Source organism: Pontibacter aydingkolensis, from assembly GCF_019443125.1.
GTDB classification, from domain to species: Bacteria; Bacteroidota; Bacteroidia; order Cytophagales; family Hymenobacteraceae; genus Pontibacter; species Pontibacter aydingkolensis.
The window spans coordinates 207,605-231,802 of sequence record NZ_JAHYXK010000001.1 but is presented as its reverse complement, the minus strand read 5'-3'; the positions used below and the strand labels follow the sequence as shown (position 1 = coordinate 231,802).

Sequence of the window (24,198 nt, the reverse complement as noted above, 5' to 3'; positions counted from 1 at the left end):
ATATGGCTTGGTATGTTCTTGGCTTTTGGCATGTATAACCACAAATGTAAAATCTTTTCTGAATAAATCAGAAATACTTAGCGGTTAATATCAATAAATCGCTTCACATCGTTCTTTTTCCCGATAAGGATCAGGATATCTGACGGATAAATAATGGTATCGGCTTTTGGTACACCAATAATATGCTCAACCTGTGTTGGCTTGCCGTCCTGTATCTCCTCAAAAAAGCGCTTTATTGTGATCAGGTTCAGGTTATACTTTTCGCGGAGTGATATTTTGGCCAGGCTGCGGTTGGCAATGTTGCGCGGCGCGTTAATCTCCACGATCTCGTAGTTGTCGGGTAGGGGCAGAAAGGTGCGGATGTTTGGCTGCAGCAGGCGTTCGGCTACTGTTTTACCAACTTCACCCTCCGGCGACAGAATTTCCTGTACACCCATTTTCTCCAGTATGCGGCGCTGCTGTTTGTTTGAGGCGCGCGTAATCACTCGCTTTACATTAAGCTCCTGCAAATTGGCGGTTGTAATAAGCAAGGCCTCAAAGTCCTCGCCAATGGCAACCACCACGGCATCCATATCCTGAATGTTCTGGGCTTCGAGGGCGCGAATATCTGTGGCATCGAGGGCTACGGCATAAGCTACTTCATCTTTAATAGCCTCTACGTGGTCTTCAGTATTGTCGATGGCGATTACCTCGGCGCCTCGCTCTGCCAGCGTACGGGCAATGGAGTTACCGAAAATACCCAGGCCTATTACCGCAAATTTGCTCCTCATGCTCTTGTTTTGGCGTTTAAGAAAGTGGTTAGTACATCAAGCCCACGCTCAAAGTTATTATTATTCGGGATAATAATATCAGCGTCGTTTTTATATGGCTTTATATACTTCTCGTAAGTTGGCGCTACATGGTGCGTATAGCGGTAAAGTACGTCATCGAGGTCGTAGCCGCGCTCTACTTTGTCGCGTACGATGCGGCGCTGCAGTTTAATGTACTCTTTTGCGTCGATGTATACTTTCAGGTCAAGCAGTTTGGCAATTTCCTCAAAGTAAAACACGAAAATGCCCTCTACCACCACAATAGGGGCAGGCCTGAACTCGAGTTGTTTTGCTACTACGTTTGGGTTGTTAAAAGTATACTCTTTGCGGTAAACGGTTTCGCCCTGGCTTACTTTTAAAATGTCAGCAGCGTAGGCTTCGTCGTCGATGCAGGAAGGGAGGTCGAAGTTAACGACTCCGTTCGGGTCCTTTGTCTGGTGTTCGCGATCTTTGTAATAATTGTCCTGTGAGATCAGGCAAACCTGTTCCGGTGCGAACGAAGTGAGGAGCTTGTTCAAAAAAGTTGTTTTTCCTGAAGCGCTACCTCCTGTAATCCCGACGATAAATGGCTTTTGCATTGGAAGCTTTAGTTTCAGGCTACAAAATTAAGACATTAGGCAGAACAAGACCAATGCCGGGTAATAAATTTATACTTTATCCCTGTGTTTTTAGAAATTCTACCAGTTTTCGCACGGCACGGCCTCTGTGGCTGATGGCGTTTTTCTCTTCTGAGGTCATTTCTGCAAAGGTTTGTTCGTAGCCAGCTGGTGTAAAAACAGGATCGTAGCCAAAGCCTTTATTGCCTTTCCACTCCTGGGCTATACTTCCGTCTACGGTGCCTTCAAACTGGTGCTCCTGCCCGTTAAGTATAAGGGTGATGCTGGTTCTGAAATTCGCTTTTCTGTTCGGGTTGCCCTCCAGGTTTTGTAGCAGCAGGTATATGTTATCGCTATCGGAGCGTTGCGGGCCGGCATAACGGGCAGAGTATACGCCAGGCGCGCCATTTAATGCATCCACTTCCAGGCCACTGTCGTCGGCAAAACAGCTGATGTTATACTTATCCCACACATACTGTGCTTTCTGGCGTGAGTTAGCCTGCATCGTGTCGTGGTCTTCGGGCAGTTCTTCGTTGCAGCCAATATCTTCCAGGCTCACCAATTCATACTTTCCAGCCAGCATCTGGCTTACCTCAGTTATCTTGTTCTTGTTGTTGGTGGCAAAGCAGATTTTTTTCATGGACTAGGATTTATAGGATTATCAAGATTATTGGAAATTAGCAGCTTTGCCTGGCTTTGCTCTTAATATCGCTGTACTTGTTTTCGTTTGACTTCCACTTAAAATTCGCAAGGATCAAACCGATCAAGGTAAACAAAACCAGCTTCGTCAGAAATTCTTGAGAAAGCAGCAAATCCTTTACAGGTGCGTCGCCCCATCTGAACATGATGGTAATAGCAAGTGTGATTACAGCATAAATTAAAGCATAGCCAGCCATGTATGCTGCTTTGCCTCTTTCATGGTATTTCTGCCACGTGTTTATAAATGCCTGCTCCTTTTCGTTCATTGTTCCTGATTTATCGGTTCTTTTATAATAAATATGCCGCTACTTCATTCTCTTCCAGCACAACCTCCACGCGCTCACGCAGAGTGGTTGCCAGCGAATAACCGGTATAAGTAGCCGCCATCGGGTAAAGCGGGTGGTGCCTGTCTACAAGTGTGGCAATCTCTACTTTTTTAGGGTTTTTCGGCAGAAACGCATTTAAGGTATAAGCGAGTGTTTTGCCCGTATTCAGTACATCGTCTACTACCACTACTACTTTGCCATCCAGGTTTATGTCTGTTGGGGTAAGTATAACTGGAGCTTCAAGAGGGGTGGTTTTATTTAGCTGTACCTGTAGCAACTGTACTTTTAATGGTGAAATGGCCTCTAGTTTCTGAGCCAGCCTTTGTGCCAACGTATAGCCGTTCTGGTAAATGCCGGCCAGTACGAGCTCTCGCTCTTCAAAATTCTGCTCATACATTTCGTAAGCCATGCGTGTGATCTTCTGCTCAATCTGGCCCTGGTCCAGAATCAGGTTTTGTTGGTGCGATTGTGGTGTCATGGAGTGTGGCAGTATAAGTTATGGCCCATATCCGGAGCCGGTTAAGACAAATGTAAGAAGATAATTGCTTCAGTAGCAGCATTTAGCCGGTGTGTAAAATATTTTGGCGAATAGCATTCTACTTTACAAAAATCTTGTTAAATTTGCAGTCCGATTTAGAAATTAAGGTTAATTAACGTTTATAATAATGAAAAAAGGCATTCACCCAGAGTACAGAGAGGTTGTTTTCCATGATATGACAAGTGATTTCAAATTTATCACGCGTTCTACTATGAACTCTGATGAGACAGTCACGATGGAAGACGGTAAAGTATACCCGGTAGTTAAAGTGGAAGTATCTTCTGCTTCTCACCCTTTCTATACTGGTAAGAACATCTTCGTGGATACTGCTGGTCGCGTGGAGAAATTCAACACACGTTACAAGAAAAAATAAGCGGTTTTAACCGGTTAAAACGTTTCTATAAAAAGTCTTCTCGTAAAAATCGGGAAGACTTTTTTATTTTTGTACTCATGAACATCATTCTCTTTTGCGATCCTGTAATCAGGAAGAATCTTTTACCGTTAACTTTTACCCGCCCCATTTCGGAGATCAGGGTAGGCATACTTACCATAACAGAAAAGTGGGAGCAATATGCCGGTGCAACTGTGTCATTAATGACGGAGCCATACCTGCAGGATAAATATGCCATGCACCAAACGCATGAGAATATATATGTGAATGGAGCGCTGTTGCCGAGTAAGCCAATGCTGGCCGAGATAAAAAAACTGAAGCTGGGCGAGGCACTTTATTTCGGTGATAACTTGCTTGCCTTCAACGGCAATAACCTGCATCTGCACTCCATTGAAGACATGGTAAAAGCCTCATCGTCTAAAAAACAGGATTGCGCTGTTGAGTGCCATCTTGTACGCGACCTGTGGGATATTTTCCTGTTAAACGGCGAACAGATACGCAGTGACTATCAGGTGATAACAGAAGGACGTAAAAGCCAGCCAATAGGCGATAAGCATACTATTGTATATGGCGAAGAGAACATCTTTATAGAAGAGGGTGTGAAAATTCGCGCAGCCATACTTAACGCTGAAAACGGGCCTATATATTTAGGTAAAAACTCGCAGGTGCACGAAGGTGCTGTTATAAAAGGGCCTTTTGCTTTAGGCGAGGAAAGCAATGTGAACGTAGGAGGCAAAATGCGCGGCGACGTAAGCATTGGGCCGCACTGCAAAGTGGGCGGAGAGGTAGCTGCTTCGGTGATCTTCGGCTACACGAACAAAGGGCACGAAGGCTACCTGGGCAATTCTGTTCTAGGTGAGTGGATAAACATCGGGGCCGACACCAACACCTCTAACCTGAAAAATAACTACGCAGAGGTAAAGATCTGGAACTATGCAAAAGGCGGCTTCAAGAACACGGGGCAGCAGTTTTGCGGCCTGATTATGGGTGATCACAGCAAGTGCGGCATTAATACCATGTTCAACACCGGAACGGTAGTTGGTGTAAGCGCCAATATTTTCGGGCCGGGTTTTCCGCGTAATTTTATACCTTCGTTTAGCTGGGGCGGTGCTGCTGGCTTCGAAACATTTGGCCTGCGCAAAGCCTATGAAGTAGCCGATAAAGTGATGGAGCGCCGCAATATAAAATTTAACGACATAGATAAAGCCATACTTGAGCATGTGTTCGAAGAAACGCAGCAATACCGGGTGTGGGATAAGAAGGCTTAAACCGGTGATTAAGGGATTGAGGTGATTTTTATGGTTATTTTGGATAATCATACTTAATCTTTCAAATCACAAGTAATCACCGGTCAACAATTCAACAATCAGCAACCAACAATTAAAGAAGTGCAGTTTTCACAGATAATAGGGCATAAGGAGGCGAAGGGGTTGTTGCTTAAATCGGTGCAGCAGAACCATGTTGCGCATGCGCAGCTGTTCCTGGGGCAGGAGGGAAGTGCTAATTTAGCCCTTGCACTGGCGTATGCCACCTACATTAACTGCGAGAACAAGCAACCCGATGATTCATGTGGAACATGTAGCAGCTGCGTGAAAATGAACAAGCTGGTGCACCCGGACTTTAACTTTGTGATGCCGGTTACCACTACCAAATCGGTTAGTAAAGATGCGCTGAGCAGCAGGTTCATGAACGAGTGGCGCGAGTTTATACTTGCCAGCCCGTACCAGGGGCTCAACGACTGGATGCAGCACATCGGCGCTGAAAACAAACAAGGTAATATCTCAAAAGAGGAAAGCCGCCAGTTGGTAAAGCTGGTATCGCTGAAGGCTTTTGAAGGCGACTATAAAATTGTGGTGATCTGGTTGCCGGAACTTATGCACCCTTCCGCATCTAATGCGCTGCTTAAGTTACTGGAAGAACCACCTGTCAAAACGCTTTTCCTGCTGGTGGCACAGGCCGCTGAGAAGTTGTTGGCTACTATTACTTCCCGCACCCAGATCATGCAGGTACGCAGTTTTACTGAGCAGGAGGTAATTCAGTATTTGCAGGAAAAGTATAATACCAATCCCGACGTGGCGTACCAGGTGGCGCAGCTGGCAGAAGGCAATTTGAATGTTGCAGCGAAACTTACCACCGAGATCACCAGCGATTACTTTAGCTTTTTTACTGACTGGATGCGCAACTGCTACAGCTACAAGTTCGCGGAGATGATAGATATGAGTGATAAGTTTCAGACGCTGGGCCGCGAGAACCAGAAAAACTTTTTGCTATATGCCCTTAACCTGTTCCGGAAAGTGATGCTTTACGGAATTGATGCCAGTTTGATAACTTATTTGCCCCCGGCCGAGCTCGATTTTGTACAGAAATTCTCTAAGCTGATAACAGTGGCAAACGCTTCGCAGTTAACGGAAGAACTAAACCAGGCGCATTATCACATAGAGCGCAACGCAAACCCTAAAATAGTGTTTGTAGATAGCTCTATTCAGATTGCAGGCTACCTGAGGGGTAATTAAATTGTTAATTGCTGTTTCTGTAGCAGTTGGCCTACTAAATAGAAGATTATGCAAAATAGCATTCAAGATAAAGTAATACGAATTGGTACACGGGGCAGCAAACTGGCCCTGTGGCAGGCAGAACATGTGGCAGAAAAGCTACAGGCAGCAGGTTTGCAAACAGAGTTGGTGATCATCAGCACAAAAGGCGACCAGGTGCTTGATAGGTCTTTAGATAAGATAGGCTCGAAAGGTGTGTTTACCGAAGAGTTGGAAGTAAGCCTGCGTGAGGGAAATATAGAAATTGCCGTGCACAGTGCCAAAGATGTGCAGTCTTCGATTCCGGACGACCTGGAGCTAGTTGCTTTTATGGAGCGCGAAAAAGTAAACGACGTTATACTTAGCTTCGACCCGAATTTTAAGCTGGAACGTGATAGCAAAGTTGTAATCGGGACATCTTCTACGCGCCGTAAGGCTTTGCTTAAAAAACACTACCCAAATGTAACTACCGCTGAATCGAGGGGCAATTTGCAAACCCGTTTGCGCAAACTCGAAGAAAAACAGTTTGATGCCCTGATGCTGGCTTATGCCGGCGTATTTCGCATGGGCTATGATAACCTGATCGTGCATACTTTTCCGGAGGATGAGTTTGTGCCGGCAGCCGGCCAGGGAAGTGTAGCCGTAGAATGTGCCAAGAACCTGGAGCCTGTTTTAAAAGCAGCTATCAAAGATGCACTTAACCACCCTGATACGCATGTTTGCTTAGTAGCAGAGCGTGCTTTCCTGAGAACAATGGAAGGTGGCTGCAGCATTCCGTCTTTTGCGCTTGCCACTTTAACAGCTGAGGGTGTAAGTATAACTGGCGGCATAGTGAGCCTGGATGGTAAAACACTCTTGCAGCAAACCATGACGGCCCCAACTGAGGAAGCTGAGGCGCTGGGTGTACGTTTAGCAACTGATACACTACGTAGCGGCGGTGAAGAGATACTTTCAAGTATAAAGCGCGAACGCAGCGAAATTTAGAAGTATAAAGTATAATAGAAATGGCCCCTTCAGGAGATCTCCTGAAGGGGCCATTTCTAATTGTCAGAATCAGGCGTGCTCTAATAACACTCAGGTTATTAATTCATAGCTAACCCGAGTTGCGTGATGTTTTTTCGTTGATGATTTACCCACCCCTAACCCCTCCGAGGAGGGGAATTTTAATCGTGCATGTAATTCCCCTCCTCGGAGGGGTTAGGGGTGGGTTTTCTAAAACAGATGGGGTACATCAACTATGCATTTGCAGCTTATAAACTAATTCATCATTCACTCACACCTGCGCAGCTTTTACGGCCTCTTTAGATAAAGCCTGCTTTTTTGTTGATTTGGCATAAACCAGGAAAGCCTGCATTTCGCGTTTAACAACAGGAGCCAGCAAGTACAAGCCTACCATATTCGGTATACTCATGGCAAAGAGCATAGCATCTGAGAAAGCGACTACACTATTAAGCTGAATGGATGCGCCAAGTACAACAAAAGCACAGAAGATCACTTTAAAGGAAACGTCTGAAGCTCTTGTATTGCCAAACAGGTAAGTCCAGGACTTTAAGCCATAGTACGACCACGTGATCATAGTTGAAAAGGCAAAGAGGATAACGGCAAACGCTAGGATAAGCGGGAACCAGCTGATAACAGTGGCAAAGGCAGTAGACGTAAGCGCGATGCCGTCTCCAGTATCCTGGGTATAAGCACCTGTAACTACAATTACCAGGGCCGTCATGGTACATACGATCACAGTATCAATAAAAGGCTCCAGGGATGCTACAAAGCCTTCGGTAACGGGTACATTTGTTTTAACAGCTGAGTGTGCGATGGAGGCCGATCCAATACCGGCCTCGTTGGAGAACACACCTCGTCTCAAGCCTTGTATCATTACACCAACAAGGCCACCGGCAACGGCAGTACCGGAGAAAGCGCCTTCAAAAATGGCTACAAAAGCTGCCGGAATCTGCGTAAAGTTTACAGCCAACACTAACAAGGCTGCTGCAATGTAAATGCCGCACATAAACGGCACTACTTTTTCGGTAACTTTAGCAATGCTTTTCATGCCGCCAAGTATAACCAGGCCTACCAGTATCGCCATAATCAGGCCGAATATCCAGGCATTGCCACCACCGAAGAAAGAGCCTTCCGCACCTCCGGTTACAGCTATAAACTGTTGTGTTGCCTGGTTTATCTGGAACATATTGCCTGCCCCTACAGCTCCGCCGATACACATCACAGCAAAGAAAGCGGCCAGAAACTTGCCAAGGCTTTTCATGCCGCGCTCGCTAAGGCCTTTGTTAAGGTAGTGCATCGGGCCACCAGATACGGTGCCATCGGCATGCACATCTCTGTACTTCACACCCAGTGTACACGACACAAACTTTGACGACATACCCAGCAAACCAGCCACGATCATCCAGAAGGTAGCCCCGGGGCCTCCGAGTGAGATGGCAATAGCCACTCCGGCAATGTTGCCCAGCCCAACCGTGCCAGAGACGGCTGCGGTTAATGCCTGAAAATGGGAAACTTCTCCGGGGGCATCTTCTTGGTTATACTTGCCACGCACTATATCCAGGGCGTATTTAAATCCTCTGATATTTATGAAGCCAAGATAAACTGTAAAGAAAGCCGCTCCAGCTAAGAGCCATACAAGTATAAGCGGAATTGAAATAGTGTCAGTAAGGGCTACTTCGTAGAAAATAATGTCGGAGATAAGTTGTGCAGCAGGACCAACAGCGGCATCTATCTGCTCGTCTATAGAAGCCTCTGGCGCACGCGCCATAAGACTGCTAAGCGACGCTAAACAGAACCCTGTGGTAAGTAGGAATCTTTTCATTAGTGTATTTAGGTTGATTAGTCAGTTTGCTTGAATATAGCATTTTTACGGGGAAGTATGAAATTTAAGGCCCAATTGCATCTGAGGATACAGCAGGAAGTTACAATAATGCAATGATGAAGTATGTAGCAATTGACACTTCGGCAAAGTATAAAATCTGCTGAAATGAATGTTGAGCAGGTATAAATCGCATCCAAAGTATAAATACGAGCTAAAAAGATTTAAATTTGAGAGCCTGCTAACTATAGGCTGATCTTAACTAAAGTTTAACACCGATATAGAACAAGTATGAAGCTGCTTAAAAACCTGGTAGTCGCTGCTGGCATAATGGCTTTGGTGCCTTTGGGCGCAATGGCCCAGAAAGTAAAAGGCAAAGACCAACTGGTAACCATCGAAACACCGCAGGGCGAAATAAAGCTGGTGCTGTTTAACGATACCCCAAAACACCGCGATAACTTCCTGAAGCTTGCCAAGGAGGGCTTTTACGATGGCACTACATTTCATAGAGTGATTGACGGCTTTATGATACAGGGCGGCGACCCGAACACAAAAGACGATAACCCGAATAACGACGGCTCCGGCAACCCCGGCTATACTATCCCCGCCGAAATTAACCCACAGCACAAGCACGTGCGCGGTGCGGTGGCAGCAGCTAGAATGGGAGACCAGGTAAATCCGGAGCGTGCCTCCAGCGGATCGCAATTTTACATTGTAGAGAATCACGACGGAACCCCAATACTAGATGAAGCCTATACTGTATTCGGACAGGTAGTGGATGGCCTGGATGTGGTAGATAAGATTGCAGAAGTGCCTAAAGGGGGCCGCGACAGACCTTTGTCAGATATTAAAATGAAGGTGAAGGTTGAGAATGTGAAAAAGAAAAAGATAGCCAAAAAGTATAACTACGATTACACTACGCAGTCGCTGCAGAAGAAATAACATACCATGAAAAAAGTACTTATTACCGGCTCTAACGGCCTGCTTGGGCAGAAACTGGCAGAGTTGCTTTTGCCGAGAACGGATGTGGAACTGCTGGCAACCAGCCGTGGCGAAAATAAATTGGCAGAGGTGCTGCCAACACTGCCATTCAGAAGTATGGATGTAACTGACCCGCTGCAGGTAGAGGAGGTGGTAAGCGAATACAGGCCAACGCACATCATTCATACAGCCGCCATGACAAACGTGGACCAGTGTGAAACAGACCATGAAGGTGCTCTTAAGCTAAATCGTGATGCGGTACAGTACCTGGTTAATGCCTGCGAAAAGTATAACGTGCATTTGGTACACCTCTCCACAGACTTTATTTTTGACGGTGAAGACGGACCTTACGATGAAGAAGCAGAGGCAAACCCTATTAGCTTTTATGGCGAAACCAAGCTGATGGCAGAGGAGATTGTGAAGAACGCCAGCTGCAAATGGGCCATACTTCGGACTGTACTGGTTTATGGCGTAGCGCATAACTATGGCCGTACGAACATTGTGCTATGGGTGCGCGATAACCTGCAGGCAGGTAAAGTTATCAAAGTAGTCACTGACCAGTTCAGGACACCTACGCTGGCCGAGGACCTGGCGATGGGCTGCTGGTTGGCTGTAAAGCATGATGCTGAGGGAATCTATAATATCTCGGGCAGCGAAATGCTAACCCCTTACGACATGGCCATGCAAGTGGCAGATTATTTTGCCCTGGATAAATCTTTAATAGATAAAGCCGATGCCTCTACTTTTTCACAGCCTGCCAAACGGCCTCCACGCACCGGTTTCGATATCAGCAAAGCCCAAAAAGAATTAGGTTACCAGCCGCATAGCTTTATGCAGGGTATCCAAATGGTGGCAGAGCAAGCCGAGGCTATACTTTAATTTCTGTTTTACAGGCTGTTCTCTAGACCCGGCGCATCAGTTAATATTAAAAATATCTGATTTTTAATGCCGCTCTGTTAGGCATTGTTAAAATTGTTTCTTTAAATTTCAGTTTAAAACGACCTAATCTTAAAACCAACTAAACTAAACTAAACACTTCTACCTTATTTTATGAGTGCTAACAAAGAATCGTGGGGCTCACGTGTGGGTCTCATTCTGGCTATGGCCGGTAATGCTGTTGGTCTCGGTAACTTTCTCAGGTTTCCGGTGCAGGCAGTACAAAACGGTGGTGGCGCCTTTATTATTCCTTACCTGGTATGCTTCCTTGTAATGGGTATTCCGCTTTTATGGATCGAGTGGTCTATGGGCCGTTTCGGTGGTAAATTCGGACACCACTCCACACCATTTATAGTAGATACCATGGGCCGCAACCGCCTCTGGAAATACATCGGTGTTTTCGGTATCTGGACAAACATTGCCGTAGCCGCCTATTACTGCTATCTGGAGTCCTGGACGCTCTCTTACATGTTTCACTCACTGGGCGGTACCTTTAGCGGAATGGACCAGAATGGAGTGGCAGCTTTCTTTATAGAGTACGTTAGCCTTGGCGAATCTACATTTGGCATTCCTTACGAGCCAATCGTGTTCTTCCTGATCTGTTTGCTGCTTAATACCTGGATACTTTCGCAGGGCCTTGCAAAAGGTGTGGAGCGTGTAGCTAAAATCGGTATGCCATTGCTTATTCTTTTTGGTATCTTTTTAGCTTACAAAGGCTTTACCATTACAGCCGGCGAGAACGGAGCTATCAACGACAGCACCGTAGGCCTTAACTTCCTCTGGACACCACAGTACGATAAGCTATGGTCACCATCGGTGTGGTTGGCTGCTGCCGGACAGATTTTCTTTACCTTATCAGTGGGTATGGGTACAGTACATTGCTACGCCTCTTATGTTCGCTCTAAAGATGATATCGCGCTAAATGCCATGTCGGCTGGTTGGATGAACGAGTTCGTAGAGGTTGTACTGGGTGGCGCTATTCTTATCCCTATCTCTATCGGTTACCTGGGTATTGACAGAGTAACAGAACTTGTACAAAGCGGTGGTCTTGGCCTTGGCTTCAGAACGTTACCGTACTTATTCTATCAGTGGGGCGACGTGTTAGGTGCAGTAGCAGGGTTTATGTGGTTTGGCTTGCTATTCTTTGCAGGTATCACATCGTCGCTGGCAATGGGTACACCTTGGATCGGTTTCTTACAAGACGAATTTAACTGGAAACGCAAATCTGCTGCCTGGTCTTTCGGTTTGATCGTGCTTATACTTGGTATGCCAACTGTTTTGTTCTTTAACTATGGCGTGTTCGATGAATATGACTATTGGGCAGGTACCGTATCGCTGGTAGTGTTCGCCTTGCTGGAGTCTATACTTTTTGCATGGGTATTTGGTATTAACAAAGGCTGGAGAGAGATCATCTCAGGGGCTGATATCAAGGTGCCGGGTATCTATAAGTTCATCATTAAGTTTGTGACACCTTTGCTATTGTTATGGGTATTCCTGGGCTCTTTGTTTACACCAAAAGGTGGCGACTGGGGCAAGGCATTTGGCGGAGAGTGGGTGCTGGACGATAGTTCCATCATTAAAAAGATCACAAACAGCGATCTGAAAGCAAAATTAGCCGCTGCCACAGATCCTGCCGTGATAGAGCAATTACAGGATACGCTGTTCTTTGTGAACGCATCACGCATACTGCTGGTAACTGTTTGGCTAAGCTTGGCGTTGCTGGTGTATATCGCTTACAAAAAAAGAGTTAGAGAAGGAAGAATTTAAAAAATTATGAATACATCTGCACTTGTTGTTATGCTGCTCACGCTGGGCATTGTAACCGGACTAATGTTATACTTCTTCTGGAGAGTAATAAAAACACCACCCAAACCTGAGCCAGACTCGTATCTGGATAACGATGACGAGCCAGGCCGTCAGGAAACAATAGTATAATGCATGAAGAAACTCAGACACATGATCCGGCGACACTTTGGCTTTTCGCAGCGCGAGGTAAACGGATTTTTGTGGCTGATAACCATAATGGTGCTGCTTACGGCAGCACCATTTCTTTTTAACAGGTTTTATACTCCGCAGCAAAGTATAAATACAGCCACCGATAGGCAACTGCTCGATAGCCTGGTAGCGCAACTGGAGGCAAAGCAACCCGAAAGGCCTGGCAAGAGGCAGCTTTATACTTTACCTGAACAGTTGCAGCCCTTTAACCCCAACCAGTTAACTGCAGAAGGTTGGCAGCAAATCGGTATGCCGCCCTTTATGGCGCAGCGTATTCTTAATTACCGCAAAAAAATAGGCGATTTTACTTATAAAGCGGAGCTGGGTAAAATTTATGGCATGCCCGATTCTATTTTTCAGCAGCTTTACCCTTATATACAGCTGCCGGTAGAGCAACCGGAAAAGTATAAACGAAACCAGCGCTACGCCAGCAACTCAAGACCTTTACCAGATTGGAGCAGCAATTACCCTCCACGCGAGAAATTTATACTTGCCCCCTTTAACATTAATGCCGCCGATACCATCCAGCTAAAGCAGATCCGGGGCATTGGCAGCAAACTATCCGCAAGAATTATAAAGTATAGAAACAGCTTAGGTGGTTTTCATAGTATGGCACAGGTGCGTGAAGTTTTTGGCCTGCCGCCCAATGTAGTAGATAGTCTGGAGAAATATACGTTTGTACCAAAAGCCAACGCGCCACAAAAGCTGAACATTAACAACGCAACCGCCGATGAACTGCGTGCGCACCCTTATGTTACTTCCAACATGGCTCGCTTGATTGTGGCTTACCGCGAGCAGCATGGGGCGTATAAGCAGGTAGAAGATATCAGGAATATAAAGGTGATTACGCAGGAGCAGTTTGAGAAGCTTAGGCCGTACCTGGAGGTGTAGTAATATTTCAATGTTATGGCGCGAGCGTCCTCGCTCGTGACTAAGAATAGCGGGGCCTCTGGCCCCTTTAGAGTATTTGTTAGTTACTGTGGCCAGAGGCCTCTACTATAGTAGACACGAGCGAGGACGCTCGCGCCATAGTTTACATCACTCCGCTCACGAAGTATAAGCCTTAGCCTGCATAAAAGTATAAAAGAACACTGCATTCGGGTTTTTGGCTACTACATGCATCTCTTCCCGCACCTTATCAGCAAGCTCAGCATCTACGTAACCAGCCTCTAATAACTGTGGCAAACCGCTTAGTAGCAACTCCGTCCAAAAACCGATCATTTCGGCACGTTTAGCTGGGTTGCGGTTGTCGAGGTGGTAGGTTTTGGGTTCTGTGGTAATGCGCTGATATCCCACTGACTGCAGCAGGTTTCCTAGCTTAGCGCCTACAAACGGGTCACCGCTCATATCGTATTGCAAATCGTTAAAGCGCATCCAGTATTGCAATACGCTGGGCGAGTAGGGCTCTACAAAAAAGCTGGAGTTAAGTACCTCCGTTATCACAATAGGGCTGCCAGGCTTAAGCACACGCCGCACTTCCGACAGCACTCGCGCAGGCTCCGGGATATGCTCCAGCACCCAACACAGAAAAGCACCGTCAAACTGCGCCTGCGAATCAAAGTTCATATCCATGGCGTTGCCCTGCAGCAAAGTATAGCGGTTGGTGGCATAAGGTATAGTAGAGAGGTAACTCTCAGCCTGTTTTATCTGCTTTTCGGAGTAGTCGAGGCCTGTCAGGTGGATTTGCGGAAAACGGCGCAGAAGGATTTCACTCTGTGCACCTACACCACAGCCTACCTCCAGCAGATTCGTAACCGTTGAGAAATCAATATCAGAATAGATCTTGTTCTCCATAAACCTGGCCTGCTTGTAAAGGCGCTGCTGCTCTTCTGTAGAGTATCCGTGCAGGTATTTTTCTTCTGATGGTTCTGCTGATGTCGTCATAAGGGATGAAATATGGGCCAAAGTACAGAAAATATTATAGACTAACAGAAGTATAACGTATGATGTGCTAGTGATGCTTAGTGTAACATAGATCAGGAATATCTATACACGTTACACTTTGTTAAAGCTTTTTATAAGTAGTGCTGCTTTGGCAACAACCTGGCGCTCACTTTTAAAAGCCAGTAACTCTTCGGCCTCCTGTATGCTTACCCATCTGGCCTCATTCACTTCCCAGTCGTGCTTGCCAAGGTCGCCGGAAGAATAAGCCAGCAAAAAGAAATGCACGAACTTATGGAATCTCACCCGCTGTTGTCCTTTGTTGCCTACGTACCAGTACTCGATGGTCTCTAATTTCTTGATAAGTTCTGTGCTGATGCCGGTTTCTTCCTGCACCTCGCGCACTGCAGTAATCTCTGGCGTTTCGCCGGGGTCTACGATGCCTTTGGGTAATTGCCAATGGGCAGGTTGGCCAACAGAAATAAGCGCTACCTCAACGCCAGCGTCGCCTTTACGGTACGCCACCCCACCCGATGAAACCTGGTCCACTACAGGCAATTTGGGTTTAGGTGCATCAGGTTCCATTCGACTTTACTTTTTGGCTGTGTTCGTTACGGGTACTGGGGGCTTTTTACGTTGCTCGTTCAGCCACAGCAGGCCAGGATTATAAGCCATATCGTGCACGCCTTTAAACAGCACCAGCCGCACATCCCCCGATTGCCTTGCAAACACAATTTCGGGGTCGGTATCGCCAAAGTATTTAAACTCATCCGAAGTTTCTTTTAGTTCCTCAGGCAGTTGCTGTTCCTCATCGATGTATTCCATGTGCTCTTTTGAGATGGTATCTGAAGGGGCAGCGAGTACATTAAATGCCCTTATGGTGTGGCTAACCGGTACCAGTACATCCTCGGTGCCTCCTGCCAGTAATACAGGTACTCCCCTGGCATTGTGCAGGTACATGCTTGGGCTGCGGCGCCTGCATTCTTCGGCAGCCGGGGTGCCAGGCAAAGGCTCCCCGCCACAGGCCGCTACTACGTGGCGGTTATAATCGCGGTGCGGGTAGTTCTGGCTAAAAGCATACCAGTCTACCAGGTCATAAACCGGAACCCAGGCCACCACGCCTGCCCATATCTCGGGGTTTTTGCCGGCGGCTACTAAAGCTGTCATGGCGCCGCCTGAAGAACCCATAATGTATATGCGCGAATCGTCTATCTCGGTGTTTTGCTTAGCATAGTTTACGGCGTCTACAATATCCTGAATGGCCAGGGAAGATGCCATTGCTTCGGGCCTGTTAAATTTACCACGGTAATTAGGGTGTATAAAGGCCCAGTCGTACTTCATGGCCCACTTAGCGAACGGAATGCTTACCAACTGCAGATACTCGCTGCTCCAACTATGCAGCATTACCAGCAAGGGTCTCTTGCCGGTAGTATTAGAAGTATAAAACAGAGACGGTTGCATGGTGCCGTCGGCTGTTGATTTAATCTCTACCTTTTTTATATCGGGCACCTGCTGTTTCCACTTTGCTAAGCTCTCATCGGCAAATTTAGCGGGGTACTTTTTTGAAGTGGAGTACTCTTTCATACGCTTAACCTTTCTTTCCTTGCGTTCTTGGCGGCAGGAGGAGAGAAGTGTGAGTGCCAGCAGCAGCAGTGGCAAAAGGTAAGTATAAGGTTTTATATGCTTGGCCAAAGTAAAAGATATCACTGTATTACACATAAATAAACAAGGGCGCTGCTTTCGGGATTAAGTTTACTTAAGAACTTGCAAAGGAATAAAAAGTTGCAACACATTGCGCAGAATCTTAATAGCTGTAAAAAGTATTTATTAACGCTGCGACCAGATAACTTCTATCCTTTGACAGATAAACTGGCTATATTTTTCAAAAGCAGTAACTTAATTTTATACTTCCGACTGCAGCATTTCCGGAATTCCCTCTTTCTCAAAAAGTATACGGCCAATTTTCAACTCAGACCAACCCGGCTGCAGGCGATAGGTAAATACAGGCAAATCGTTATTTAAAGTACAGCCAATGCTAAGCTGCTTTACGCCTTGTATACTTGTAGTCTTCTTTAAACCGAGGAGGTGCGTTGAGATAAAGAAGTAGCAGTTGTTATACTTTGCCAGACCTTTGATGGTGGTAGCAGTAATATCCAGGGCATCGTCGGAGTTGGTGCCCCTGAAAAGCTCGTCGAATATAGCGAAGCAGCTTTTACCGGAGTTAATCTCATGCACAACGGCTTTCAGGTTTTTAACCTCTGCCATAAAGTGGCTGTAACCATCCTGCAGGCTATCGTTGGTGTTGATGGCGATAGAAATGGTATCAAAGTATGGAATTACAGCAGCAGAGGCCGGTACGGCAAATCCGATATGCGCCAGGTACACGCAAAGGCTCACAGCACGCAGCATCGTAGATTTTCCCGACATGTTCGGCCCTGTAAGCAGCACCACGTTATCATTACTAGCCAGACGCAAACTATTCTTTACCGGATCGCGGAGTAGCGGATGGTAAAAGTTCTGCAGGTTAAAGGCATTATTGTTAAAAGCTGGAAAATTAAACTGATGATCAAGTATACCCTTAGTGATAGAGATATAAGCCTCCACAGCAGCCAAGCTATTCCAAAGCGCCGAAACCTCTTCAGGCGTAAGCTTATCCAGCTTTTGGCTAAAATGTACCGTAGCCTTCAGGTTAAATTTTTGCTGCGCCACTAGCTCTGCCTGTTGCTCTATACTTAGCTTGTTAATAAAGCCTTTAACTACCTGTAAGTGCGTCTGAAAGCTGGCAGGGAAAAATGCTATACTTAGCCTGGAGAAAAAGCAACTGCTTAACTTGTGGAAGAAATTGATTACCTGCACACTTCTTGACCTCAGTTGCTGCCGCCAGCTGTCGTCGTAAGTAAATTTTATAAAAGCCTTTAATTGCCGTGTTTCCAGCACAATCCTCTTCGAGGCAACATCATCCAGAAAATTTTTTACCTCTCTGTAATCCAGCCGTTGGTAGGAGAAAGCCTCCAACACATCCCAGTTTAGTATAAGTGCCTGAATAATTTGCTGCCGGTCATGAATTTCACTAATGCTGCCAAGCGGTTTGTTGATGATCTGCTTCAGAAGGCTTTCTGATTCTCCGCTATTGGTGTAGTTAAACAGGGGCAGGATGTCGTCTTCAAGGCTCAGGTCGTATACTTTCAGCATAAAGCGGAGGCAGGTTAAAGTGTGCAAAAGCAAGTTCTTACCTCAATATAAGTATACTTCTCTAAACTCTGTGCTCTTCTAGTACCTGATTGTTTGCATTAAATTCTAGATAACGCTGTTTGGAACGACTTTCCTGGTATTTATTGAATGGAAGCAGAAATGCAAAAAATACAAAACTAGCCAGTGCGAACTCCTGCAGTTCCCACTTCTCACCTTCCCTGATCAGCAGGATGCTGAAAAATGACACAAAGTATATCAGGCTTTGGATAGCAGTCGGAATGGGTAATCTCACCTTATCCACCAGGTTTTTGAACCACGCTTTGTACCTGTAAAGTATAGGGAAAGCCAAAAAGTAAATAAACACGCAGGTATAAAGCACTTTCCCGAAAATTAACTTGTTCAGATTAACGCCATCTACATGAATGTTGTGGAAATTAAATTCTTTCTGGGCATTAATCTGTTCAAGATCGTCTGGCGTTTCGAAGCCGATAATACGCTGTCCCCAGGATATCTCTTCGCCGAAGCCCAGAAAAAATACGATTGCGGCCGAGTATAGAAACAATTTAGGCAGTTTGCTGCTTGTGGAGAAAGCTTTGTAAAAGCACAGTACTGCTGTTGCAAGTAAGATAAATGCCGTAAAATACTCTATGTAGCTGTCTTCTTCGGTATAGCTGTAATACAACTCGGGGTTAAGAAAAGAGAATACGATGCCAATAAAAATATGTGCAAATGTAAAAGTGTACAGAAAAGTGCCTAAAAGCGCAACTCTATCAACAGGAGCATTCTCGGCTTTTAATTTAGATAAGGCAAAGTATATAGATAGGGGGGTAAATTTTCTTATAGTATCCATTGGTGTTTATGTTGATCTGCCGTAGCCGGCAAAGCCTTACTGAGTGCAGATGTTGTATTAATTATTGTACTCTTTTTTACGAGAATATGCCTGATAATGATAATAAATTTAGTTTGTGTATAGCTGGTGATTTGTTTAAAAAATTGATTATGATAATGTTATGCCTTTGTTTGATAGTGTGTTTTTTTGTGTTAAGCCTATGCTTTTGCTTTAAGGTTGTTATACAGTGATAAAGGATAAGCGTTTTGTGAAAAGGATAAGTATAGCTACTCGAGAAGCACATACATAAATAGCCTGAAAGGCATACTTACTACCAACTCAAAGTAAATACTATTAACTTGCTAAGGCGCTAAGACTACTGCTGACATTTCTTCGTTAACGGTGACAGGCACTATGAAAAACATCCTCAAAAACTACCGACGCAGACTGCTGAACCTGGGCACTGGCAACAGGGCACTGCTGCTGTTGCGCCTGTACAGGGAGTTGCACGTAGATGTAGAGGCACTGGATTTTGTGAACGGTGAGCCTGCCTTTGAGGTAGTAAATAAACTCTTGAGCGGCAAAAAGAAGGTCAGCCTCAGTCCTTACGCCGATAGCCGCTATGCCCCGGTAAACCATGCCAGCCGCCGGCTACGCTACATCAAGCGCAAAGCTGAGATGATCTTTGAGGAGCGTGGCAGCCGTGAGTTATACTTAGGATGGCCATTTGTGCATGGCAAATTCTCGGATGGTACGCCGGTGCGCTGCCCTTTGCTATTCTTTCCGGTGGCTTTGCAGGTGAATGCGGCACAAGAGTGGGAACTGGTACCTGACACGTCGCAGCAGCCACAGTTTAACCAAAGCTTTTTGCTGGCCTACGCACACTACATGGGTACGCCCTTAGCAGAAGACCTAACCGAGCTAGACCTAAGTACACTGCCGCAGCACCCGCTGGAATTTCGCACCAAAGTATACGAACTGCTTAAAGAAAGCCAGTTGGCTATAAATGCAGGCCGCGAGCTGTTTGCCGATAAGCTGAAGCCGTTCAGGGATTATAAAAAGATTGATTACGAAACGCACCTGAAAGACGGGCAGCTGCACCTGGAGCCAGAAGCAGTTATCGGTATTTTTCCGCAGGCTGGCTCATACCTGCTAAACGATTACGATGAATTGCTGGAGCGTGAAGACCTGCAGCAGATGGAAGATCTTTTTGCCACACCCTTCGAAAGTATAAACACACAAGCTCCGGCGCAACAAACCTTTACTGCTTTTGCCATGGATGCCTCGCAGGAGGCTGCGCTGCAGGCGGTAAAACAGGGTAAGTCGCTGGTGGTGCAGGGACCTCCGGGCACAGGCAAATCGCAGCTTATCTGTAACCTGGTGTCGGATTTTACGGCGCGTGGCAAGCGGGTGCTGGTGGTGAGCCAGAAAAGAGCGGCCTTGGATGTGGTGCATCAGCGTTTATCACAACAGGGCCTGGGCACTTTCGCCGGTTTAGTGCACGACATAAACACTGATCGCAAACCGATCTTTAACCAGTTGCTGCACCAGATAGAGCAACTTGACGAGTATAAGAAACAAAACCTTGCCCTGAACAGCATTTACACCGATCGTGCTTTTCTGGAGGCAAGCCGGGGCATCAACAAAAGTATAGAGCAGCTCCAGAGTTTTAAGAACGCATTATTTGACACCAGCGCCTGTGGCTGGTCTGCCAAAGAGTTATACTTGCTCAGCAGTTTACAGCTGCCTCATATTCCTTTAAAGGGTATCTACAAGAATTTCATGGCAGCTACAGCGGCAACTTTTCTGCCAAGGCTAAAGCAATACCTGGAACAGGCCATCCGCTTTGAGGCTCCCGATTTTGTGTGGCGTGACAGAAGGAGCATGAAAGGCTACGGCTGGCCGCAACGCCAGGAACTGGAGCAAACCATACAAGCGGTGCACGAAGAATATGCCACGCTGCAGCAAAGTATAAAAAAGCAGAGCGGTTTTGATCTTGAACTGAACGCACTGCCGCCAAACATCACCCAAAGTATAAACCAGGTACATGAGGCACTGCAGCAAAGCGGTGTGCACGATATTGTTTATACGTTGCTGCAAAAGCCTGTAAGTATAAAAGAGCTGGCACGGCAAGTACAGGAGCTGAAAAGCTTATACCTGGTTTGTCCTGCCCCGGATGCAGCTATTCCGGCTACTGAACTGCCAGCAGTAAAAACCGCTATTACAAAGTATAATGAGCAGCAAGGTAGCTTGTTTAAAAGTATAAGCTGGCAGTTTTCCAAAGATAAGAATATACTTAAGCAGGCGCTTGCAAAGTATAAGTTGGAGCTGGATGCGGCAGGTGTTGGAGAGCTGGAACGCCGGCTGGCGCTAAGGCAGCAGGCCGAAACACTGATGCAGGCCATCAATCAAAGTATAAAGTATAGCCTGACCATAGCTGATAACCCTACTCCGGTGCTGCAAAAGCTAGCTATAGCGGAGCAGGCTCTGGAAGCGCATCAGTTATTAAAAAAGCTGCACCAGAATAAAGTACTCCACGAAAAGCTGCTGACAGAAGTAAATTTGCCTGCGCACCTGCAGGAGTTAAAAGAAAGTATACTTCGGTTGGATGAAACGCAGCAAAGATGGTTTACCATGCTTACAGAACAGCAGGTGGAGCGGCTTTTGCGTGAAGATAGTTTTGCTGATGAGCTGCTGCAGGCTTTGCCTCTATACTTTGAAGAACTGGTAGCCTTTGATGCCCTGAAGGAGGAACTGACGCAGGCTGAGCGCGAAGTAGCTGGTTTGCTGCTATCTGAAAGTATAAAATCAGGAGAAGAAGGGAAGAAGCTATTTCTAAATAGTTTATACCTGGCCTGGCTGCACCACCTCGAAAGCCAAAACCCGGAACTGCGTTTGCCAAGCAATGGCGGGCTTACCAAACTGGAAGATGATCTGCAGCGGTTGCTAAACGAAAAGCAGCAGTTAAGCCATGAAATTGTGCTTTCAAGGTTACGGGAACAAACTTATAAGAATATTGAGCTTAACCGATTGGGCAATGCGGTTACTTACCGCAGGCTGCACGCGCAGGTAAGTAAAAAACGCAGCCTGTACCCGCTCCGCAAGCTTTTTTCTTTGTTCTCTGCAGAGATTCTGGACCTGGTGCCCTGCTGGCTGGCTTCGCCGGAAACGGTGTCGGCGGTGTTTCCGCTGGAGGCCTGCTTTGATCTGGTTATTTTTGATGAGGCCTCGCAATGTTATGCAGAAACCGGGATACCAGCCATGCTGCGCGGCAATCAAGTGGTTGTGGCCGGCGACCAGCAACAGCTAAAACCATCCGATCTGTATCGTGCCCGGTGGAGCACTTCCGAAGATGAGGAGGTGGAAGAATTAACTGCCGAATCGTTGTTGCAGCTATGCGGTTTATACTTACCGCAAACTATGCTCACGCAGCATTACCGCAGCCGCTACCCTGAGTTGATCGAGTTCTCGAACCAAAACTTTTACCGCCACAAACTTGAGCTGATACCCGAACTGCACGACCTGAATGAACGCCAGCCGGCCATCCAGTTTATTAAAGTGCACGGGCTGTGGCAGGATAACCAAAACATACCAGAGGCCGAGAAGGTAGTGGAGCTAGTCCTGGAGTTACTGAAAACGGGTCAGGAAGAAATTGGCGTGATCACCTTTAACTACAACCAGCAAATGCTGGTACAGGACCTGCTCGAAGGAAAAGCACTGGAGCAAAGTATAAGTGTACCACCTTCGGTATTGGTAAAGAACATAGAGAACATACAAGGCGACGAGAAAGAGGTAATTATACTTTCGGTAGGGTACGCCCCCGATACAAAAGGCAAATTGAGTATGCAGTTTGGCAGCCTGAACCAGGCCGGCGGCGAGAACCGTTTAAACGTAGCCATTACCCGAGCCAGGCAGCAGGTGTTGGTAGTTAGCAGTATAAGGGCAGAGCAATTGCAGGTAGATGGCGCGCTGCATCCGGGGCCAAAGCTGCTAAAAGATTACCTGCACTACGCGCAACAGGTTAGCCGCAGGTATTTCCAGTATCAGCCTAAAAAAGGAAGTATACCAACACACGTGCCACTGCTAAAGGAACATTTAGCCGCGCAACTGCCTTACCTACAACCTGAAGTGCCATTCGCAGACCTAACACTGGTAGAAAACAACAGCTACAAAGCCGTAGTACTTACCGACGATGATCTATACTTCAGCCAACATGCGGTACGCCACCTGCATGCAGATGTGCCGCAATTATTAAAGCTGCGCCACTGGCCATACTTTAAAGTATACAGCAGGCAGTTTTGGGAGAACCCGCAGGGAGTGTTGGAGAGCTTAGTAGTTAGTGAGGTTGAAAGTTAGATACGCAATATCTTGCGTCTTTATCCATCGCATAATGCTTTGCCACCTACTTTTTCAGGTGTATAGGCATAAAGCGGTAGTTATACTGATAAAATCCGCTTTGGAATCTGAATTTAATCTCAAATGGCTGACGTGAGGGTTTCCCATCCACAAGTGCTGGCTCTAATGCAGGCAGTCGGCTTAGCGTTCTGATTAAACCATCAGCAATCTGCGTGTTAAAGGCAATATCATACCTCAGGTTCACCAGCCTTCCATCTTCCGAAACTTCACCTTTCAAGTTTAATTCATTGTCGTAGGGTTTCAGGTCTACGGTGCTAAGGTATGCGGATACATTTTTTTTGATTTCTTCGCTGTAAGCAGGTAAACCCCGTCGAAACTGTGCACCAACTATTTTAACACCTTTAGGTTGAGCATCGCATCCATAGGCAGAAAAAGCCATTTTTTCTGCATTTAGATGTGGAAGATCTTTTAGATTTATTAGGTTAATTCTGGAGGCATTGGTATATGCTCCTATCGGACCTGTGCCTTTTATAAAATGTCCGCCTTTAAATTTCTCTGTATTGATTGGAGTTTTAACTCTATCGTTCGCATTATAGGCTACCCAGGTGCCATCTGGTTTACCGTTTGCCAATTGCCCGCTCCAGATAATGAAGCCAGAGCCTGCGCTATACTTGCCTTTACCATTGCTAACCAGTTGCTTGCCGTTTTCATCCCAGGCATTTAATATGTCTATTTCACCTTTGTTGGCAGTAAAAGTTAGTTTTGGGTTGCCGCTTTCATAAAATAACTGCCAGGTTCCGGCAAACTCATCTTCAGAATAAACACCCTCTGCACGTAGTTTTCCGTTGGTATAGTACATCATGAACGGCCCATTTTTTAAACCGTCTCGGGAATAGCTTCCTCTGGATAAAATAAAGTCCGGATCAGTAGTACTGTGGTCGGTATAGTTGCCGTAAAACTTCTTTGTTTCCCTGTCAAAACGCACATGGCGCACTATCTGGGCACAGCTGTCTTCAATTATAAAGTAATCCGCATTAAATGGGATATGCAGGCTGTCCGGACCGTAGTTTTGGAGGGGTATCCTGCGCTGACTGGCAGTTTGGGCAAAAGCGGAAACTGAAACTATAAAGGTTAAAAGAAGAGTAAGTAAAGCTGTTTTCATTATCAGTAAAATATGTGGTGCTTTTTTGAATTAGTAAAAATAAGTAAATATTTGATTGTAGTTATATACTGGCTACAGCACTTACTTTGTGTAGATTTATAGGTAATTGCAGGTGGTTTATATAATGTTACCATTGGTGCTATTAACAGAATTGC

General features: G+C 46.1%; 22 protein-coding genes. 10 read left to right on the top strand and 12 right to left on the bottom strand.

The annotated features are described in order from the left end of the window. Positions 1–77 precede the first annotated feature (77 nt). The 5 genes from K0O23_RS01030 to K0O23_RS01010 form a co-directional block, all read right to left on the bottom strand. Positions 78–770 (bottom strand): potassium channel family protein, encoded by a 693-nt coding sequence (locus K0O23_RS01030; RefSeq protein WP_219875521.1) that lies wholly within the window; start codon positions 768–770, stop codon positions 78–80. Then, the gene (gene udk / locus K0O23_RS01025; protein ID WP_219875520.1) at positions 767–1,387 is read right to left on the bottom strand and encodes a uridine kinase; all 621 of its coding nucleotides are present in this window, start codon (positions 1,385–1,387) and stop codon (positions 767–769) included. Before udk ends, K0O23_RS01030 begins: the two co-directional genes overlap by 4 nt. A 76-nt stretch (positions 1,388–1,463) precedes the next feature. Next, the gene (locus K0O23_RS01020; protein WP_219875519.1) at positions 1,464–2,045 is read right to left on the bottom strand and encodes a non-canonical purine NTP diphosphatase; all 582 of its coding nucleotides are present in this window, start codon (positions 2,043–2,045) and stop codon (positions 1,464–1,466) included. Between the two features lie 37 nt (positions 2,046–2,082). Continuing rightward, positions 2,083–2,370 carry a hypothetical protein gene (locus K0O23_RS01015; RefSeq protein WP_219875518.1) on the bottom strand — a complete coding sequence of 96 codons (288 nt, stop codon included), beginning with the start codon at positions 2,368–2,370 and terminating at the stop codon, positions 2,083–2,085. Positions 2,371–2,392: 22 nt separating this feature from the next. Beyond that, complete coding sequence (locus tag K0O23_RS01010) at positions 2,393–2,908, bottom strand: phosphoribosyltransferase family protein (RefSeq protein WP_219875517.1); 516 nt, start codon at positions 2,906–2,908, stop codon at positions 2,393–2,395. Positions 2,909–3,095: 187 nt separating this feature from the next. Here K0O23_RS01010 and K0O23_RS01005 point away from each other — a divergent pair, with 187 nt between their 5' ends. The 4 genes from K0O23_RS01005 to hemC all read left to right on the top strand — a co-directional run bounded on the left by K0O23_RS01005 (position 3,096) and on the right by hemC (position 6,874). Continuing rightward, a complete protein-coding gene (locus K0O23_RS01005) occupies positions 3,096–3,341 on the top strand; it encodes a type B 50S ribosomal protein L31 (RefSeq protein WP_219875516.1) in 246 nt (81 codons plus the stop codon). Positions 3,342–3,418: 77 nt separating this feature from the next. After that, positions 3,419–4,627, top strand: coding sequence for a GlmU family protein (locus K0O23_RS01000; protein WP_219875515.1), 1,209 nt, complete (start codon positions 3,419–3,421; stop codon positions 4,625–4,627). Between the two features lie 120 nt (positions 4,628–4,747). Beyond that, positions 4,748–5,872, top strand: coding sequence for a DNA polymerase III subunit (locus tag K0O23_RS00995; RefSeq protein WP_219875514.1), 1,125 nt, complete (start codon positions 4,748–4,750; stop codon positions 5,870–5,872). Positions 5,873–5,920: 48 nt separating this feature from the next. After that, a complete protein-coding gene (gene hemC / locus K0O23_RS00990) occupies positions 5,921–6,874 on the top strand; it encodes a hydroxymethylbilane synthase (RefSeq protein WP_219875513.1) in 954 nt (317 codons plus the stop codon). Between the two features lie 289 nt (positions 6,875–7,163). On the opposite strand, the gene K0O23_RS00985 is transcribed toward hemC, so the two are convergent. Next, complete coding sequence (locus K0O23_RS00985) at positions 7,164–8,714, bottom strand: alanine/glycine:cation symporter family protein (protein WP_219875512.1); 1,551 nt, start codon at positions 8,712–8,714, stop codon at positions 7,164–7,166. Between the two features lie 288 nt (positions 8,715–9,002). Between K0O23_RS00985 and K0O23_RS00980 the strand changes: the two genes are divergently transcribed. From K0O23_RS00980 to K0O23_RS00960, 5 genes are all read left to right on the top strand, one after another. Beyond that, on the top strand, positions 9,003–9,653 hold the full coding sequence (locus K0O23_RS00980) for a peptidylprolyl isomerase (protein WP_219875511.1): 651 nt from the start codon (positions 9,003–9,005) through the stop codon (positions 9,651–9,653). A gap of 6 nt (positions 9,654–9,659) precedes the next feature. Further along, positions 9,660–10,571, top strand: coding sequence for an SDR family oxidoreductase (locus K0O23_RS00975; protein WP_219875510.1), 912 nt, complete (start codon positions 9,660–9,662; stop codon positions 10,569–10,571). Between the two features lie 171 nt (positions 10,572–10,742). Then, positions 10,743–12,395 (top strand): sodium-dependent transporter, encoded by a 1,653-nt coding sequence (locus tag K0O23_RS00970; RefSeq protein ID WP_219875509.1) that lies wholly within the window; start codon positions 10,743–10,745, stop codon positions 12,393–12,395. A gap of 6 nt (positions 12,396–12,401) precedes the next feature. Further along, positions 12,402–12,563 carry a hypothetical protein gene (locus K0O23_RS00965; protein ID WP_219875508.1) on the top strand — a complete coding sequence of 54 codons (162 nt, stop codon included), beginning with the start codon at positions 12,402–12,404 and terminating at the stop codon, positions 12,561–12,563. Positions 12,564–12,566: 3 nt separating this feature from the next. Continuing rightward, on the top strand, positions 12,567–13,514 hold the full coding sequence (locus K0O23_RS00960) for a ComEA family DNA-binding protein (RefSeq protein ID WP_219875507.1): 948 nt from the start codon (positions 12,567–12,569) through the stop codon (positions 13,512–13,514). Positions 13,515–13,670: 156 nt separating this feature from the next. On the opposite strand, the gene K0O23_RS00955 is transcribed toward K0O23_RS00960, so the two are convergent. The 5 genes from K0O23_RS00955 to K0O23_RS00935 all read right to left on the bottom strand — a co-directional run bounded on the left by K0O23_RS00955 (position 13,671) and on the right by K0O23_RS00935 (position 18,546). Next, complete coding sequence (locus K0O23_RS00955) at positions 13,671–14,507, bottom strand: class I SAM-dependent methyltransferase (RefSeq protein WP_219875506.1); 837 nt, start codon at positions 14,505–14,507, stop codon at positions 13,671–13,673. A 111-nt stretch (positions 14,508–14,618) separates the two neighbouring features. Next, positions 14,619–15,089 carry an NUDIX hydrolase gene (locus K0O23_RS00950; protein ID WP_219875505.1) on the bottom strand — a complete coding sequence of 157 codons (471 nt, stop codon included), beginning with the start codon at positions 15,087–15,089 and terminating at the stop codon, positions 14,619–14,621. Between the two features lie 6 nt (positions 15,090–15,095). Then, complete coding sequence (locus K0O23_RS00945; RefSeq protein ID WP_246596859.1) at positions 15,096–16,196, bottom strand: alpha/beta hydrolase family protein; 1,101 nt, start codon at positions 16,194–16,196, stop codon at positions 15,096–15,098. 210 nt (positions 16,197–16,406) lie between these two features. Then, positions 16,407–17,696, bottom strand: a complete 1,290-nt coding sequence (locus tag K0O23_RS00940) for a MutS-related protein (RefSeq protein ID WP_219875503.1) — start codon at positions 17,694–17,696, stop codon at positions 16,407–16,409. A gap of 61 nt (positions 17,697–17,757) precedes the next feature. Beyond that, on the bottom strand, positions 17,758–18,546 hold the full coding sequence (locus tag K0O23_RS00935) for a hypothetical protein (protein WP_219875502.1): 789 nt from the start codon (positions 18,544–18,546) through the stop codon (positions 17,758–17,760). A 393-nt stretch (positions 18,547–18,939) separates the two neighbouring features. Between K0O23_RS00935 and K0O23_RS00930 the strand changes: the two genes are divergently transcribed. Continuing rightward, positions 18,940–22,881, top strand: a complete 3,942-nt coding sequence (locus K0O23_RS00930) for an AAA domain-containing protein (protein ID WP_219875501.1) — start codon at positions 18,940–18,942, stop codon at positions 22,879–22,881. 46 nt (positions 22,882–22,927) lie between these two features. Here K0O23_RS00930 and K0O23_RS00925 read toward each other — a convergent pair whose 3' ends face one another. Continuing rightward, a complete protein-coding gene (locus K0O23_RS00925) occupies positions 22,928–24,043 on the bottom strand; it encodes a toxin-antitoxin system YwqK family antitoxin (protein ID WP_219875500.1) in 1,116 nt (371 codons plus the stop codon). Positions 24,044–24,198 lie beyond the last annotated feature (155 nt).